The sequence below is a fragment of the Chryseobacterium carnipullorum genome (genome assembly GCF_900142785.1).
In the GTDB taxonomy this organism is placed as follows: domain Bacteria; phylum Bacteroidota; class Bacteroidia; order Flavobacteriales; family Weeksellaceae; genus Chryseobacterium; species Chryseobacterium carnipullorum.
Genome location: NZ_FRCD01000012.1, coordinates 101,374 through 117,611 on the forward strand (window position 1 = coordinate 101,374; position 16,238 = coordinate 117,611).

The 16,238-nt window shown below is 37.8% G+C and carries 12 protein-coding genes; 7 read left to right on the forward strand and 5 right to left on the reverse strand.

Annotated features, from left to right (window positions below; translation table 11 throughout):
- Positions 1-53 precede the first annotated feature (53 nt).
- Together BUC06_RS14390 and BUC06_RS14395 are read left to right on the forward strand one after the other, a co-directional pair.
- A complete protein-coding gene (locus tag BUC06_RS14390; RefSeq protein WP_073334709.1) occupies positions 54-380 on the forward strand; it encodes a hypothetical protein in 327 nt (108 codons plus the stop codon).
- 187 nt (positions 381-567) lie between these two features.
- Positions 568-1,746 (forward strand): hypothetical protein, encoded by a 1,179-nt coding sequence (locus tag BUC06_RS14395; RefSeq protein WP_073334710.1) that lies wholly within the window; start codon positions 568-570, stop codon positions 1,744-1,746.
- A gap of 102 nt (positions 1,747-1,848) precedes the next feature.
- Here BUC06_RS14395 and BUC06_RS14400 read toward each other — a convergent pair whose 3' ends face one another.
- The 3 genes from BUC06_RS14400 to BUC06_RS14410 form a co-directional block, all read right to left on the reverse strand.
- Positions 1,849-3,027 carry a T9SS type A sorting domain-containing protein gene (locus BUC06_RS14400; protein WP_167367428.1) on the reverse strand — a complete coding sequence of 393 codons (1,179 nt, stop codon included), beginning with the start codon at positions 3,025-3,027 and terminating at the stop codon, positions 1,849-1,851.
- Positions 3,028-3,269: 242 nt separating this feature from the next.
- Positions 3,270-4,037 carry a methyltransferase domain-containing protein gene (locus BUC06_RS14405; RefSeq protein WP_073334712.1) on the reverse strand — a complete coding sequence of 256 codons (768 nt, stop codon included), beginning with the start codon at positions 4,035-4,037 and terminating at the stop codon, positions 3,270-3,272.
- A 292-nt stretch (positions 4,038-4,329) separates the two neighbouring features.
- On the reverse strand, positions 4,330-4,800 hold the full coding sequence (locus BUC06_RS14410; protein WP_073334713.1) for an Lrp/AsnC family transcriptional regulator: 471 nt from the start codon (positions 4,798-4,800) through the stop codon (positions 4,330-4,332).
- 142 nt (positions 4,801-4,942) lie between these two features.
- Here BUC06_RS14410 and BUC06_RS14415 point away from each other — a divergent pair, with 142 nt between their 5' ends.
- Together BUC06_RS14415 and BUC06_RS14420 are read left to right on the forward strand one after the other, a co-directional pair.
- Positions 4,943-6,331, forward strand: coding sequence for an MFS transporter (locus BUC06_RS14415; protein ID WP_073334714.1), 1,389 nt, complete (start codon positions 4,943-4,945; stop codon positions 6,329-6,331).
- Between the two features lie 374 nt (positions 6,332-6,705).
- Positions 6,706-7,452, forward strand: a complete 747-nt coding sequence (locus BUC06_RS14420; RefSeq protein ID WP_073334715.1) for a metallophosphoesterase — start codon at positions 6,706-6,708, stop codon at positions 7,450-7,452.
- Positions 7,453-7,455: 3 nt separating this feature from the next.
- Here the strand turns inward: BUC06_RS14420 and BUC06_RS14425 are convergent, their stop codons facing one another.
- Positions 7,456-8,430: a hypothetical protein gene (locus tag BUC06_RS14425; protein WP_139263367.1), complete on the reverse strand. Its 975-nt coding sequence runs from the start codon at positions 8,428-8,430 to the stop codon at positions 7,456-7,458.
- Positions 8,431-8,452: 22 nt separating this feature from the next.
- Positions 8,453-10,528: a phospholipase D-like domain-containing protein gene (locus tag BUC06_RS14430; RefSeq protein WP_073334717.1), complete on the reverse strand. Its 2,076-nt coding sequence runs from the start codon at positions 10,526-10,528 to the stop codon at positions 8,453-8,455.
- A gap of 240 nt (positions 10,529-10,768) precedes the next feature.
- Here BUC06_RS14430 and BUC06_RS14435 point away from each other — a divergent pair, with 240 nt between their 5' ends.
- The 3 genes from BUC06_RS14435 to BUC06_RS14445 all read left to right on the forward strand — a co-directional run bounded on the left by BUC06_RS14435 (position 10,769) and on the right by BUC06_RS14445 (position 16,226).
- Entirely contained in the window at positions 10,769-11,686 is a 918-nt protein-coding gene (locus BUC06_RS14435) for a helix-turn-helix domain-containing protein (protein ID WP_073334718.1), read from the forward strand.
- A gap of 244 nt (positions 11,687-11,930) precedes the next feature.
- The gene (locus BUC06_RS14440; RefSeq protein ID WP_073334719.1) at positions 11,931-13,076 is read left to right on the forward strand and encodes an efflux RND transporter periplasmic adaptor subunit; all 1,146 of its coding nucleotides are present in this window, start codon (positions 11,931-11,933) and stop codon (positions 13,074-13,076) included.
- Between the two features lie 9 nt (positions 13,077-13,085).
- Positions 13,086-16,226: an efflux RND transporter permease subunit gene (locus tag BUC06_RS14445; protein ID WP_073334720.1), complete on the forward strand. Its 3,141-nt coding sequence runs from the start codon at positions 13,086-13,088 to the stop codon at positions 16,224-16,226.
- The last annotated feature ends 12 nt before the right edge of the window (positions 16,227-16,238 follow it).

Genomic DNA, 16,238 nt, shown 5'->3' on the forward strand with positions numbered 1-16,238 from the left:
ACCCATAAGGTGATGAATAAAATGAATCAATTTTCAAGGCCGTACAAAACAATATGAATTTATCAGAATTAATCAATTACTTCCGAAGCGGAGGTTCTTATAAAGATTTTTGCCAGGATCAGTTATTAGATCAAGAGTCTGAAGCTGTTGAAATCTATATGGAGCAGCCTTTAGAGTTAAACAATACCTTAGCATTTTTTGAAATTGAAACCACAGAAGGCAGCCTTGAATTTGTTAAAGACGGGATAAGATATTACAGCTTATTTGGTTTTCCTTATTTTATCAATGTGCTTGAAGAAATCAAAAAGTCAGATCATCTGGATTTTACAGATAAAGATATTGCTGAACTTTTGTATAATTATGCCATAAATGAAGCATAGATTGATGTGAGAAAATGAGCCTAAATCTGGCAAAATTTATTTTATTTTGAAGGAAGTTGCAGTAAAAATAGAGTGGTAATGATGTGATGTCATTTTCTGTTTTAAATTATCTTAATTTATAATTGTCATTTATATTGTTCATTATAACGGTTTATTTATATTTGAGAATCACTTCTCAAAATAAAATATGGATAAAAAATTAAAGCAATTCTTTGCAAAATCTTTTGGAGTACTCCTGTTCATTCATCTGGGCTATTTTGTATATGGGTATTTTAAGTTTGAAGGAATAGGGAATATCAACATCTATACTGAATTCTACAGGTTTAAGTTTTATGATGATGTATCCATTTCTCACGTTTTTATAAGTGGATTGTTTTTACTTTTCTTCCTGATATTTTTACTGAAAAATCATTCGAAACAAAATTATTCTCGTCCTGATTTGCTTAAAATTGGAGGGGTATTGCTCCTGATTTCCTTTTTCAGTTTTACTTTTTTTGTAAGTTATAGTTTTGGCCTCAATGCAAAATTAAAATCGGAGCTGTCTGAGTCAAAATTCAATAAAGATAAAACCCTGTTGAATGTTTTAAATCCGTTTTTATACAATGACACTTCTTACAGTTCGGATAAGCTATTCAATCCGGTCAATATTCTTTATCCAAAACCTTATCCGGTGATGGAGGTCGTAGACAGTACTTTGATTTCTGATCAATATTATAGTGTAGAATCGAAATATTACAGCATTGATACTTTAAAAATGCTGACTGCTGATTTAGATAAAATTTCTACTGCTACGAGTTCAGTTTTGGACCGTATTGGTTTTGGTAAAGAAGAACTCCTGCAGCGAATCATTAAGAAGAATGTTATAAAAGACAGTACCCAGATTATGTATAAAGGGCAGGAGGTCAATCCCGGATATGATGAAGATATTTGCATATTTATTGAAAATAATACCTTGTATAAGCCTGTTAAAGGAATTCCGAAAGAAAAACAACAGTTTGATGCCGCAGTAAAACGATACGAATTGCTTTACAAATACAAGCAGGATTCCTTGGTTTCCAATTTCCAGAAGTTGAATACCTTATTGAAAAAATATAAGATCGAAACTCAAATCATTCCTGAAGAGCTGGCCAAAAATGTTTTCTATTATAAAGAGCACAATCATGAATTGTTGAATGGTGGGATCAAAAATTATTTTGACAGAAAGGCACTGTCCGAAAGATTCAAGACATTGGAGCGCCTATTTTATCAACCCAATTACCTTCATCCGTCTATTCGCATGATCTTTATTGGCGTTGTATTCGGAGCTTGGCTCATTGGTTTTTTAATTTATATTTTGTTTAATTATAAGAGAAGAACCAAAATATAAGAAAAAAGGATCTACTATAATTTTGATGGATCTGAATAGATAAAAAAAACGGCTGAAAGAGAAATCCTTCAGCCATTCTTTTGAAAATAATATATCAAGAATCTAATCCCGGATCACCATCTTTTTGGCGCCCGTTACTTTTCCGTCTGTGGTCATTTTATAAACATAGGTACCGGATGGAAGGTCTGAACTGGAGACATTGATCGATCCGTTGCCTTTATCGCGAAGGGGAAGCGTTCTTACCAGCTGGCCGGAAATATTATAAACTTCGATCGAAGCTGATTTTGCATTGTGTGGCAGATAATAACCGATGCTCGTTCCGTTTTGGGTAGGGTTGGGAACATTTTGAGAAAGCTGAGCGATATCTGAAGAACTTGTAAGTGAAGTTGAAGTCCCTTTGTTCAGCAACAATTGCTTAAGTTCCTCTACTGTGTTTTCAAGATTTTTAATGCGGTCTTCCAGTTGCTGTACCGTTGCATCTGAAGCAGTAGCCGTTCTGCTGAGTGGCGTGGTGGATACCATGACATTTCCACTTGCATCAACGACCAGCGCGTTTCCGCTTCCTGAAGGTAAATTTTCAAACCGTACCGTTCCCACCGTATGGAAATTGGCAGTAGGAGAGAGCGTAAGGATTCCCACACTTTTATCCTTGATCAGCATCGTTGAGGTAGGAGACAGACCAAACATGATCGATAATGGAATATTATTCGTCAGTTTTGCTCCTCCTGTTCCTGATCCGATTACAAAAGAACGGTTTCCCGTCGCAGCCAGATCAATTCCGAATCCTCCGGAATACACATCTTTAAGGTCAATTCCTACCCCTAGGGCAAACTGATTAGAGTTTCGGATGGTATTTTTCCAGCCTAATGCCACAGATTTTCCGGCATTATTCAAAACTACATTAGCCTGTCCGCCAATAATATTCGCGCCTCCGCCATTGCTCAGATCATTTTCCCAGCCGCTGACAAGAGAACTGCTGGCCTGCGCACCAAGAATATTGGAAATACCGTTAACGATACTTCCTTTTACTTTTGCCACATTGGAATTGTTGACTGCGTCTACGATAAATGAACCTGCCTCATTGAGAATAGCTTGTCCTGGGTTGGAAGAAGCGCCATTGGTTCTCAGATAAAAAGGCCTTGGATCTACAGTACCCGCGTAATTAGCGGGAGTGATTCCCGCATTTCCTGTAACTTGCCACTGTTGAGCGCTGGCGATTCCAGTTAACAGTACCATAGCGGTGGTCAGGCCATTTTTCATGGATAATAGTGATGTTTTCATAAATTTTGAATTTTGATGGTTTTTAGTTATCACTAAAGTATGAAATATTATCATTGAAAACACTTATTTGTCACAATAAAGTGATTTTAAATTGAGGTATATTGATTTAAATTCAATGATAAAAGGAATAGTTTGTATTATGATTAATATCTATATTATTTATTTGTAAAATCTAATTATTTGGAAAGTCTTTTTAATACCCGTATTTTCTCCACTTTAATAATTCAAAATTCTTCTTTTACTTATTTTATTCTTCCATAAAGTAAAATTCTTTTAAAAGAATAAATAGCAGGAAGCTTAGCAAAATCCTTTGCAATACGTTGTTTAAATTCAGTTGTAAAAGATTTCTGCTGTTCTTCAGTAAGTTTTTCCAGATAAGGAATCAGAGCTGATCCGGAGATAAAATTGAATAAAGTTTCGTGGTCTTCCGCAATGATGGGATAAACTTTCTGGGATAAATTCAGATCCTCAAGGCCGCTGTCAAATAAAATTTGAGCATACTCATCGATTGTCAACACCGCAGAAGGTAGGTTCCAGCCGTTAAGGTCATTTCGGAAAGGTTCCTCATTGGCCAGTTCAAAAAGGATTTTATTCAGGGTATTGCCCGGCTGATAAGGCATCTGTACCGCCAGTTGTCCTCCGGTATTCAGTTTGGAAATAAGTTTCGGAAACAGATGCTGATGATCATCAGACCACTGCAGTGCTGCATTGCTGAAAATAAGATCCCAGTTTTCATCTTCATCCAACATGGCTTCCGTTGTTGCCATTTTGAAATGGAGCCGCTCATTTTCAAGTGACCTGGATTTTTCAAGCATTTCCGGAGAAGAATCGATTCCTGTAAAAACAGCATCTTGAAATTTTTCAGTAAGAATGGCGGTTTGTTCGCCTGTTCCGCAACCAAGATCTACTGCCTTCATATTTCTTTCATCAGTGATCAGCTCTGCAAGATCATAAAAGGGCTTAAAACGGATATTTTTAAATTGATTATAAACGTCAGGATTCCAGGGCATAGTCTGTAATTTTAAATGGACTTCAATTTACTTAATCCTAAACAGAATGACGAAAATAAAATAGTAAAAGATTCTTAAAAGAAAGGAAGTGGGAGGATAGGAGTTACTCAAAGAAGAAAGAACAATGAATCCTGTTTTCATTGAATTTACAGTTTCATCAAGTTAATCTGAATTCGGTGAAAATCCTTGTCAAGGTTCAAAACCTTGACAAGGATCTTAAAATGACCAGAAATCCATTTACAGACTGAAAGTAACTTCCCGCGCCCATCTTCTCGCTTCCCTCTTCAAACTCCTACAAAATCTGGGCACTCTCCTTAATGCTGTTCATCACAAAAATACTTTTCGTCTGTCCGATTCCCTCAATTTCAGAAAGTTTATTGACGAAAAATTCATGGAAATCATCCATATTCGGAGCCAGGATCTTAAGCATAAAATCAAAGTCTCCACTGATGTTATAAAACTCTACCACTTCTTTCAGTTTTCCCACCTCTTCAATAAATTTTCCGGCTGTCTTTTTATTGTGGACATTCAGGGCAATCATGCAAATCACCATCATGCCTTTGTTCACCTTTTTTCGGTCTACAACAGCGGTGTATTCTTTAATAATTCCCTGTTTTTCCATCCGCTTGATCCGTTCATGAGTGGGAGTAGGACTTAAATTGATCCTTGCCGAAATATCACGAATACTCATTTTGGCATCCTTCTGTAATAAACGAAGGATAGAAAGATCTTTCTCATCCGGAGTATAATGTTCTGTAGTCATTTGTTCTGTTTTTAGGCTTGTTATGAGGGGTTGAAGTGTATTTGTTCTTTTTTAATAGCTTGTATAGCTGATTCGTTCCAAATTTACTATATAATTTTTACATATGTTCTTTTAATTTTAATTTTGCAGGAAATTTGAATCTATGAGTACAAGGAAAAATTTAATATTAATATTAGCATCGGTAGGAACTTTTGTAGAGGCTTTGGATATTGCCATTATTAATTTAACGATTCCTTCTATTCAGGAGCAGTTCCACATCGGAGCAGAGACCGTGCAGTGGCTGCAAACGCTTTATGTGCTGTTTTTCGGGGGATTTCTGATCATCGGGGGTAAACTTTCAGACCAGCTGGGTCGTAAGAAAATTTTCCTGATCGGAGCTTTGATTTTTATGCTGACCTCATTGGGAGCAGGACTTTCGCAGAGCTTTGAAGTTTTAGCCATATTCCGTGCTCTTCAGGGATTGGGAGCAGCATTCATTATGCCTTCTGCCTTATCTATTGTGACCAATACATTCAGAGAAGAGCAGGAACGTAATTACGCAATTGGAATTTTCAGTTCATTTGCAGCGATAGGTTCCGGAAGCGGTTTGTCTGTCGGTGGTATCATCAGTACTTATCTGAGCTGGCATTGGGTGTTCCTCATCAATGTTCCCATTTTGTTGCTTACGTTAGTTTTTGCTTACCAATATCTTCCGGCAGACGAAAAAAGACAGAGCGGTCAGAAAACGGATCTTATCTCCGGAATGCTGCTTGTTTTGGGACTTTTAAGTCTTACATACGGAACCCATGAACTGGTTCATATCAAAGAAAATCCTTTAATGATTGTCGGTTCTCTTGTGCTTGCGGTTTTACTTTTAGTCGCTGTGTTTGTCAGATTAAAGTCTGTATCCCAGCCCTTAATCGATTTACAATTGCTTAAACACAGATCACTGCTGGTTTCTAATATGGTGTTTTTCACGCTAGGGGCATTTTTTATAGGATTTTTATTTCTTATTTCATTAATGCTTCAGAAAGATATGGGACACAGTGCGGCTTCTGCGGGACTGATGCTTGTACCTTTCAGTATCATGTCTGCATTGGCTTCAAAATTTGCACTTCCCCATATTTCTAAAAGATTAAGTTCTTCACAAATGGGTGTTTTCGGATGGAGTTTCATGCTGGCAGGTGCTTTATCCTTACTGATTTCGGTGTATACAGGCCATCCATTGGCGGTAGTATTACTTGGAGCTGCCTGTATTTCAGGAATAGGGATGACATTTTGTTTTACCGCACTTTCAGTGCTGGGAATTCAGGATGTGGAGCCTTCACATTACGGAGTAGCCTCCAGTTTAAGTTCCACCAGTTATTTCCTGGGAGCCGGAATAGGATTGTCATTTATGACGTTGATGAGCCAGATCTTTCCCTCTCAGTATGCAGTGGGAGATCTCAGTTTGATTATTCTGGTTGGATATGCTTTACTGGCCCTTGCGATGCTGCTGTATTTTATTGTTAAAAGCTTAAAAACCAGACAGGCGGAAATAGCGGTTTCATAGATAAAAATATTTATAACCCCATAATTTTAACGCAAATAAATTATTATTCCTGTCTGTTTGAGGAGAGTAAAAAAGATGAATGTGCCGCTGATTAAAAAAATTCCGCTGTTTGATTGCGGGAAGTATATTGAATCGTAGGAGTAACGATGAATCCGCACGAGTTTGGAAATTTTAGAAGCAAGTTTTAATTTTCAGCGAAAGATTCCAGTCTTGAATTTTTGGTTCATTTTGTTTCAAGGCAAAAGAACATATAAACTCATAATAGTTATTTACTCATATCAATAGGTACTGATAGATAAGTTTCTATTAAAAATATACAAAACTATATGAAAGAGGACCGGCATTATTTTGTCGGTTCTTTTTATTTTAGCAGCATGAAAATACAGATCATCAGTGATCTTCACCAGGAATTCGGATCGACTGATTTATTTTTTGATCATGCAGATGTGGTCGTATTGGCTGGAGATATTAATTTGGGTACCAAAGGAGTTGAATGGATTAAGTCGAAAATAAAGGACAAACCTGTCATTTATGTTCTGGGAAATCATGAATATTATAAAGGCTCCTATCCTAAAACCTTAAACAAAATAAAACACTCTGCTGAAGGCTCAAATGTCTTTGTTCTTGAAGATAAAGCCGCGGATATTGAGGGTGTTCGCTTTCACGGAGCCACGCTCTGGACGGATTTTTCTGTTTTTGGAAATCCTGTTCAGTACGGAATGATCTGTCAGCCCAAAATGAATGATTATAAAATGATCAGACGGGATCCTTCCTATTCAAAAATGAGGACCATTGATACATTTAAAATTCATCAGTTTTCAAGGCTTTGGTTAAAAGAAAGTCTCGAAAATTCAACAGGCTTAAAAAATATCGTTGTTACCCATCATGCACCAAGTTTACGGTGTGTCCCGGAACAGTATAAAGAAGATCCTTTGACTGCTGCTTATGCTTCCGATATGGAAGATTTCATTCAAGAACATCAGCCGCTTTACTGGATTCACGGACATATCCATACCCCATGCAGATATGCTATTGGGAAAACCGAGGTGATCTGTAATCCGCATGGTTATATTGATGAAAAATACAATGGTTATGAAAAAGAGCTGATTATTGAAATATAATGGTTATTTGATTTCTTCCATAAACTTTTTTAGAGCCTCATAAGCTTCTGTTTTATTGGTCAATGCCGGATAGATTTCCACTTGTGCGGCACCGGAATCTTTCAGCCATTTTTTCCAGATGATTTTCATGATCTCAAAATCTGTAGGTTGTACAGTTGTGACTCCGTTTTTATCCAGTGAACGATCTACCATTTCGAATACAATAACATTGAGCTGATTGAGGTCTGAGGTTTTCCTGATGAGGTATTCCGGTTTTGATAGAATGAATTTTTCAAGATCAACAGATCCGCTGCTGACGAATTCTTTCCTGATTTTTTTGATAAGATCCTGATCTAATCTAAGCCCGGAACTATTGTTAGCACTCTCAATATAGCCGTCCGTAAATAGAACGGCAATATTTCTGGTACCTGTAATGACAAATTCATCTTTTGCAATTTCAACTTTTTTATCAGGTTCATTGATCATCGAATTTTTAATATTCTGATTAAAATAATTCCATACATCCGATCCTGCAGAGTGGGCAAGTGAATAATCGTAGACCTTCGAAATATTATTTTTAAATGATGCAATGTCTGGCTTCAGATCATGTCTTTTGTAATGGGATGCTTCCTGTGCCTGATCTTTGAATTTTCTGAAATTGATTTCCAGATCCTCCGTGTTCGCAATATGCTGATTGAGTATTCCTCTGTTGATAAAGTCAAATTTATAAATGTCCAGCTGGTTCATTTGCCTGCTTTTTATTTTCAGTAAATTGTCTATATGATCAGCAATTGTATTGATTAATAAAGTGTCGTTCAGTGGTTTTGGGTGTATTTCAGGATTAATTCTGTTCGAAAGATCCGGAACAATTAAAACATTATAATCATAGATTTTAGGTAAGTTGTCATCTGGAATTTCTGAAGGGGTTTCTTTTGTGCAACATGAGGTAATGAATAATATACACAATACTTTCAGAATTCCGGATATTGATTTTGTCATTGTTTTCATCTGATGGTTTGGATTAGTTTTGGGATATTTCTGAAACGAAATTTTCGTGAAATGCGATGACATTCAGCCAGTTTTCACATTCTCTGATGGCTTCTGTGGTTTTGATCTCTGCTTTATTCACGGAATAGATTTCATACAGATATTTGCTCCAGCCTTCCATGAAGATATTCACCCTGTTTTCCATCTCGGGTTTTGAGATGGGAAGCCTGTCATTATCAACCTGGCTTTTGTAAATTTGGGCAAGATTCTCTACCTTTTCCCTGAAAGTAAGCAAGAGTTGTTTCAGATTGTTTATTTTGGTATTGGTCAATAAGGGAAGATCCTGAAGCTGTTTATTCATGGTCACTTTATTTCTCTCCAGACCCTGAATGTCGCTGTTCAGTTTGTTGTTTTCCTCCTTTAAACTATTTACCTGTATTTGATGCTCTTCTTTTTCTTCTTCCAATTTGCCTACAATGAATTCTGTCTTTTCCTGATGATGGGTTCTGGTTCTTTTGTGATAAGAATGATACAGCTTATCAATCACTATTCCGAAAAGATAAACACTTAATGTTCCCAGGGTGAAAACCAATAAAAAGTTCTGTGAAAAAACGATCTCTGAGAATGTCGCTTTCTGATCTGTCTGATTAATAAGATATTCAATATCATTGATGTTTTTGGCTACTTTATAGGCGATAAAACAGTCTACAAGAAAGATGAGCAATAAACCTCTGTTTTGATCTATAAATAGTGAAATTTTTGATTTCCTTTTTTGTTCTCCGGTGTCGGAATCTGTAATATCCGTATTCTCAGGCTTGATTAATTTCAACATTCCTAGAGCAAGAGGTATAATCACAAAAAGAAAAAGAAACAATATTCCCCCGGCACCTTTGTTCCATATTTTTGTTATGGCATGAGCATTAAATACTTCCGGCATTTCCGTGACAAAACCTTTTCTGAGTTCAGCGATAATGTCCTCTTTTGAAAAGATAAAAATATAAGCGACTGATGAATAGAAAATAAAAATATACAAGACGAGCATCAGCGTAATAAAGCTTAATAATAACGTAAGCGGCCAGTTCACAGGAGGTTTTACAAAGTCAACTTTTAATTCGTTTATTTTTTGGGTCAGAACATTGATTTTATCCTGAATAAAAGGAATCTTAATGGTAATGTTGGATTCAATGCTATGTTTTTTATCTTCAATGTTTTTCTCCGTTTCCCGCATGTTGTCTCCAATATTCTGGGTTTCAGAAGTGAGATTGTAGTGCAGGGTATCGGTTTCATTCTGAGTCTTCATTTCTACATTGCTGATGCTCACTTTAAGCTGCTCTTCAATTCTGTTTTTCAATCTGGTTTTCTTTTCAGTGATCACTTCTATTTCATTGATGAAGTTCGAATACAAGCTATCCATTGCCTGAGGAAGTACCTGATGATCACCCTGATTTTCAAAAGCTCTCTGATAAGCGTTTTCCTTCAGGAGACTTTTATCAAAGGAGCCTACTTCCGTAGCGATAATATTATCCAGAACGTCTTTGAATTCCTTCAATGACTGTTCCTGGAAGTTCAGGGGTGTTGATTTTATTTCAGTTTTCATCATATTCACAGAAGCTTCTGAAAATGCTTTTTCCTCCCTTTCAATGTCTTCCATACTAAGCCCGCTGTTCAGTTTTTCAATCCTGTTTTTAATCCGGGAAAAACTTCCGATGAGTTCGTGTACCGTTTTTGGAAAATTAGTCACCAATACCTGTTCATGATTGTTTTTAGCATTGTTGGACCAGTTGTATGAACCTGAAATGGCTATAGACCGATCAATCACGCAAAACTTGAGATTCATCATTCCATAGCCTATATTTTTTATTTTTGTAAAGTTTAAACCATGGCTGACAAGAATATCAAAATCCAGCTTTTCATTGTCCGGTTGATCCGAAAGGATAAGGGATACTTTTACATTTTCATGTAGTTTATCACGAATAATGGTATACAAATCAGGATTCGTAAACCAGGCCATTGCAATAAGTATTTCTGATTTTGCATTTCGCAGTTCCGATTTAATTCTTTCCAGAATTTCATCGGTATTGGAAATAGAGTCTTGAATCATCGTATTCATAAGTAAGGTTATATCGTTTAATTTTTTTTTAATCTTATGTCTTTTCAGTGACTTTTATTAATGATTCAAAATTAAAAACATTAAAAATCTGATTTTTACGGATTCCCGTAAATTGATAAAACAGTCTTGAAAAAATTAAAATAACAATTGAAATTTGTTCTTTTAATGATAATAACTATCATCCAGCTTGCGTACTAAACTCTTTTGCCTCTCTCACTCAAATACCCTAATTTATCCTTCATGGCTAAAAAATCCACTGCAGACCCCACAGAATTTGTATCCCTGTTTACTTTTGAAGAACTTCTTCGGGAGGTAGAATTTGATCTCAGGATAAAAGAATTTGTCGTCATGGAAATTGATAAGGCTAATTATGTCATAAAACTCAATACACCTTACCGGTCAGATTATTTCTGCATTTTTATGATGCAGGAGGGGAGTATTCGTTTCAGGCTTGATGACAAAGGGTATGATGTTGAGAAAGGGGATATTATTTTCTGTCCCTTTTCAGAAATATTTTGGATAGATCGTATCTCTGAGGACTATAAAGCAAAGTACATCTTTTTTTCATTAGACTTTATTGCTGATGCCGGATTTAATTATAAATCAAATGATGTACTGAAAAGCCTGTCATCAGATCCCGCACACATTATAAGGAACGAGCCCGATCTTTACAGAAGGATGAATTTCCATCTTGATGAGCTGAAGGCTCTCAACAATGCAGAAAAAGAAGATTATTATTTCAATGAAATGATCTGGCATCACTTTTCACTGGTGATCTATGAAATCGACAATTATTTTAAGAAAATTGAAAAACCACATCAGGTAACTCACCGTGAAGATGAACTAACGACGAGTTTTTTCACTCTGGTACGGAAACATTTCAAGGAGGAACATAATGTACAGTTCTATGCAGACAAACTTTGCATCAGCCGTAAATATCTGACCAAAGTGATCAATAAAACCATGTTTAAATCACCCCGCGATATTATCCATCAGGTATTGGCCGTAGAAGCCAGGCTTTTGCTCAGAAATCCCAATCTTAATGTCAATAATGTAGCGGTACAGCTTAAATTTTCAGATCAGGCATCTTTCAGTAAGTTCTTTAAAAAACATGTGGGAAAGTCTCCGTTAGAATATAAAAAAGATGATTTATATTGATAATCAGCTACTTATTTGTTTTTTTTTGATATTGGCAATTGATGTCTTTTTGCTAAAGTAGTACTGATTTTTAATGGAAAAAATAGAATTATCTTATTTATGTATTCTATTAAAGGGATTAAATGATATTTCTCATGTTTTAAAGAATTAGGAGTCTTTCTGACAAAACAAGGAGTTTTTTGAATATTTCGGTTGAATTTTTTTAGGGCGAATTTTGTCCCGTAAATTTAAAAGGAATATTGTTATGCAGAGATTTTTTATTCAAAAATCAACTATACTTTTCCTCTCGCTGATGGTCTTGGCGGGATGTAGGAAAAGCAATCAAAACCAGGTTTATCAACAGCAGGCTCCCGAACTTCCAATAGAAAAAGTGAAGCAGGGAGACGTTTCTGTTTCCAGAGAATATGCAGCATCAGTAGAGGGAATTTCCAATGTAGAGATCAGACCGCAGGTGACAGGATATTTAAGCAGGATCTTTGTAGATGAAGGGGATTACGTAAGAGCAGGGCAGCCGCTTTTCAAAATAGAAGACCAGATTTTCCGTGAGCAGATGAAAAGTGCTCAGGCAGCTCTGATCACAGCACAGGCGAATCTTTCCACGTCTAAAATTGACCTTGACAGAAAGAAGGAATTATTACGAAACAAAATGGTTTCCGATATTCAGGTAAAAGAAGCGGAAGCAGCTTACAATGCAGCAAGAGGTGCCGTAAGTCAATCCTTGTCTACCATCGAATCAGCAAAGATCAATCTTAATTTTTCTACAATCAAAGCTCCGGTAAGCGGATTTATCGGAAGATTCAACTACCGTCTTGGAAGTTTAATGACCCCTTCTAATCAGGAACCGATTACGCTTTTATCAGACATTCATGAGGTTTATACTTATTTCAGCATGAGTGAAAATGATTTCAATAATTTCCAGAAGCAACAGCCAGGAAGTAATATCAACGAGATCATCAAAAATACTCCTGCCGTTTCCCTATTGCTTTCAGGAGGGGAAAAATATGCACAGACCGGAAAAATAGATGCAGTAGAAGGACAGTTTAACAAAACCACAGGTTCTATTACTTTAAGAGCAAAATTCAACAATCCTGATAGTCTTTTGAGAAGCGGAAATACCGGAAAGATTGTGATGGAGCAGTTTTACAGCAATGTCATTCTTCTTCCGATAGCTTCTACAAGAACCATTCAGGATAAGATCTTCGTGTTCACGATCAAAGGGGGAAAAGCAGCGATGCTTCCAGTTGAAATAACAGGAAAAGCAGGTGATAATTTCATCGTATCAAAAGGGTTAAAAGCCGGTGATGAGTACATTGTAACAGGTTTCGACAGATTGCAGCCGGGAACGCCGGTAGTCGCTCAGAAAAAGAATGGTCAACCCAAAAAATCGTAAGAAAAAATCATGTTAAAGACAATTATAAAAAGGCCCGTACTGGCAACGGTGATCTCCGTATTGCTTGTTATTCTGGGTATCGTCGGTATGGTCAGCCTGCCGATTACCAAATTTCCTGATATCGCTCCGCCTACGGTGATGGTCACTGCTGCCTATCCGGGAGCCAACGCGGAAACAATCGCGAGATCCGTGGCACCGCCTTTGGAAAATGCCATCAACGGCGTGGAAAATATGGACTATATTACCTCCACAGCCAGTAACGACGGTACGTTAAGTATCACAGTTATCTTTAAACTGGGTACAGATCCCGATCAGGCTGCGATTAACGTGCAGAACAGGGTAGCGCAGGTAACGAACCAGCTTCCGGCAGAAGTAATTCAGGCCGGAATTACAACGGTGAAGAGACAGAACAGTATGATCGCAATGGTTTCATTAACCAGCAAGGATGGTAAAATGGATGATCTTTTCCTTGAAAACTATGCTAAAATCAACATCGTTCCTGACCTGAAAAGGGTAAAAGGAGTAGGAGACGCCATGGTGTACGGAAACAAAGATTACTCCATGAGAGTTTGGCTTGATCCCAATAAACTGACCTCATACAAACTTACCCCGTCTGATATTTCAAGGGCAATCCAGACACAGAACCTTGAAGCAGCACCCGGAAGATTCGGGGAGAGAAGTAAAGAAGCAATGGAATACGTGCTTCGGTATAAAGGAAAATTCACAGAACCTGAACAGTATGAAAATATCACCATCAAAGCCCTGAGCGATGGTTCTGTTTTGAAATTAAAAGACGTTGCCAAAGTTGAATTTGGAGCGTACAGTTATACGGTTTCTTCCAATTTTAACAAAAAAGCTTCGGTAACGATGGCGATTTTCCAGATGGCTGGATCTAATGCCAATGAAGTACAGATTGCCCTTCAGGAAAGAATGAAGGAGCTTGAAAAATCCTTCCCGGAAGGAATGGCCTATGAAATTCCCTATGCGACAAAAGAAGCACTGGATCAGTCTATTGATCAGGTGATTCATACTTTGATCGAGGCATTTATCCTGGTATTCATCGTGGTATATATCTTCCTGCAGGATTTCCGTTCAACACTGATCCCGGCTATTGCGGTTCCGGTGTCAATTGTGGGAACATTTTTCTTTATGAATTTATTTGGGTTTTCTATTAATATCCTGACGTTATTTGCCCTGGTACTGGCCATTGGTATTGTGGTAGATGACGCCATTGTCGTCGTGGAAGCGGTCCATGCTAAGATGGAACATAAAAAGCTTAATCCAAGGGCTGCGACCATGTCGGCGATGAGTGAGATCACGGGAGCTATTGTTTCCATTACTTTGATCATGTCTGCGGTATTCGTTCCGGTAGCCTTTATGAGTGGTTCTACGGGGTTGTTCTATCAGCAGTTTGCCTTGACATTAGCGATTGCTATTGTGATTTCAGCTGTTAATGCATTGACTTTGAGTCCGGCCTTATGTGCTATATTTTTAAAACAGCATCATCCGGAAACGCATGAGAAAATGAACTTCAAAGACCGTTTCTTTGCCGGTTTTAATGCTAGTTTTAATAAACTGACCTTCCGTTATGGAAAAGCCATTCTGTTCTTATTAAAGAGAAAATGGGTGGCAGGGATCATTATTGTTGCATTCGGAGGACTGTTTGTATGGATGTCTATGACGACACCGAAAGGATTTATTCCTGATGAAGACCAGAGTTTTATCATCGTAACGGCCAATCTTGCACCTGGAGCTTCCAAAGACAGAACCACCAAAGTGGTTTCTGATACAGAAGATCTGTTAATGAAAAATCCGGCAGTGGAAAAAGTGATTTCAGTGGACGGGCTGAACTTATTCAGTGGATCGATGTCATCTTCAGCGGCTTCTATTTTCGTTAAACTTAAAAAGACAGAGCAAAGAGGAAATGTAAGGAATATCAATGACATTATCGGTCAGGTTCAGGGAACACTTTCCCAGGATAAAAGAGCGAATTTCCTTGTGATCAATACGCCTACAGTAGACGGTTTCGGAAATACCAGCGGGATGGAGCTTGTGCTTCAGGACCGTACGAACGGCGAACTTCAGAATCTTGGAAATATCTCGTACGGAATGATGGGAGCTTTGATGCAGAGACCCGAAGTGGCAGTGGCATTTACAACGTTTGACGTAACCTATCCGCAGTTTGAAGTTTTGGTAGATGAAGTAAAAGCAGCCCAGCTTGGCGTGAATGTTTCCGATGTATTGGGCGTAATGCAGGGCTATTACGGAAGTATTCAGTCTTCGGATTTCAACAGATTCGGGAAATATTACAGAGTATTGGTTCAGTCTACTCCGGAAACGAGAGAAGATAAAGAATCACTGAACGGTATTTTCGTGAAAAATAATTCAGGCGAAATGGTTCCTATCAATACATTAGTAAGTCTGAAGCAGGTGACAGGAGCAGAAGTGGTAGACCGTTTTAATCTGTTCAACTCTTCTAACTTAACGGTGATGCCGGCTCCGGGATTCAGTACAGGGCAGGCGATGGCTGCTATTGATGAGGTAAGCAAGCAGGTGCTTCCTCCGGGATATACATACGATTACAAAGGAATGAGCCGTGAAGAAGTAAGTGCAGGCTCACAGTCGGTGATGATCTTCGGATTGTGTATTGTGTTTGTATTTTTCCTTTTATCAGCCCAGTATGAAAGTTATGTGCTTCCGTTTGCGGTACTGATTGCGATTCCTGTAGGTTTATCAGGAGTATTTGTAGGAATTACCATGGCGGATCTTTCCAATAATATTTATGTGCAGATTGCTTTGGTCATGCTGATTGGTCTCTTGGCGAAGAACGGAATTCTGATTGTCGAATTTGCCATACAGCGTAGAAGAGCAGGAAAAAGCCTTATTGCTTCTGCAGTAGAAGGAGCCAAAGCCCGTCTGCGTCCGATTCTGATGACTTCTTTAGCATTTATTGCGGGACTTCTTCCATTACTATTTGTCATAGGGCCATCAGCTTTAGGAAACCATTCTATCGGGTATGCCGCTGTTTCCGGGATGATCTTCGGAACTGTGTTAGGAATCTTCGTGGTTCCGGTGCTTTTTGTAGTCTTCCAGGCCTTACATGAAAGAATGAGCGGAAAAGTAATAACGGAAGCCGACTGGGAATATTAATCCAAATGATTA

Excerpts from the sequence above, each read along its gene's own strand:
- BUC06_RS14410 (WP_073334713.1), bottom strand. The coding sequence starts at position 4,800 with ATGACTACAGAACATTATACTCCGGATGAGAAAGATCTTTCTATCCTT.
- BUC06_RS14440 (WP_073334719.1), top strand. The coding sequence starts at position 11,931 with ATGCAGAGATTTTTTATTCAAAAATCAACTATACTTTTCCTCTCGCTG.
- BUC06_RS14420 (WP_073334715.1), top strand. The coding sequence starts at position 6,706 with ATGAAAATACAGATCATCAGTGATCTTCACCAGGAATTCGGATCGACT.
- BUC06_RS14415 (WP_073334714.1), top strand. The coding sequence starts at position 4,943 with ATGAGTACAAGGAAAAATTTAATATTAATATTAGCATCGGTAGGAACT.
- BUC06_RS14425 (WP_139263367.1), bottom strand. The coding sequence starts at position 8,430 with ATGACAAAATCAATATCCGGAATTCTGAAAGTATTGTGTATATTATTC.
- BUC06_RS14445 (WP_073334720.1), top strand. The coding sequence starts at position 13,086 with ATGTTAAAGACAATTATAAAAAGGCCCGTACTGGCAACGGTGATCTCC.
- BUC06_RS14405 (WP_073334712.1), bottom strand. The coding sequence starts at position 4,037 with ATGCCCTGGAATCCTGACGTTTATAATCAATTTAAAAATATCCGTTTT.
- BUC06_RS14390 (WP_073334709.1), top strand. The coding sequence starts at position 54 with ATGAATTTATCAGAATTAATCAATTACTTCCGAAGCGGAGGTTCTTAT.
- BUC06_RS14395 (WP_073334710.1), top strand. The coding sequence starts at position 568 with ATGGATAAAAAATTAAAGCAATTCTTTGCAAAATCTTTTGGAGTACTC.
- BUC06_RS14435 (WP_073334718.1), top strand. The coding sequence starts at position 10,769 with ATGGCTAAAAAATCCACTGCAGACCCCACAGAATTTGTATCCCTGTTT.
- BUC06_RS14430 (WP_073334717.1), bottom strand. The coding sequence starts at position 10,528 with ATGAATACGATGATTCAAGACTCTATTTCCAATACCGATGAAATTCTG.
- BUC06_RS14400 (WP_167367428.1), bottom strand. The coding sequence starts at position 3,027 with ATGAAAACATCACTATTATCCATGAAAAATGGCCTGACCACCGCTATG.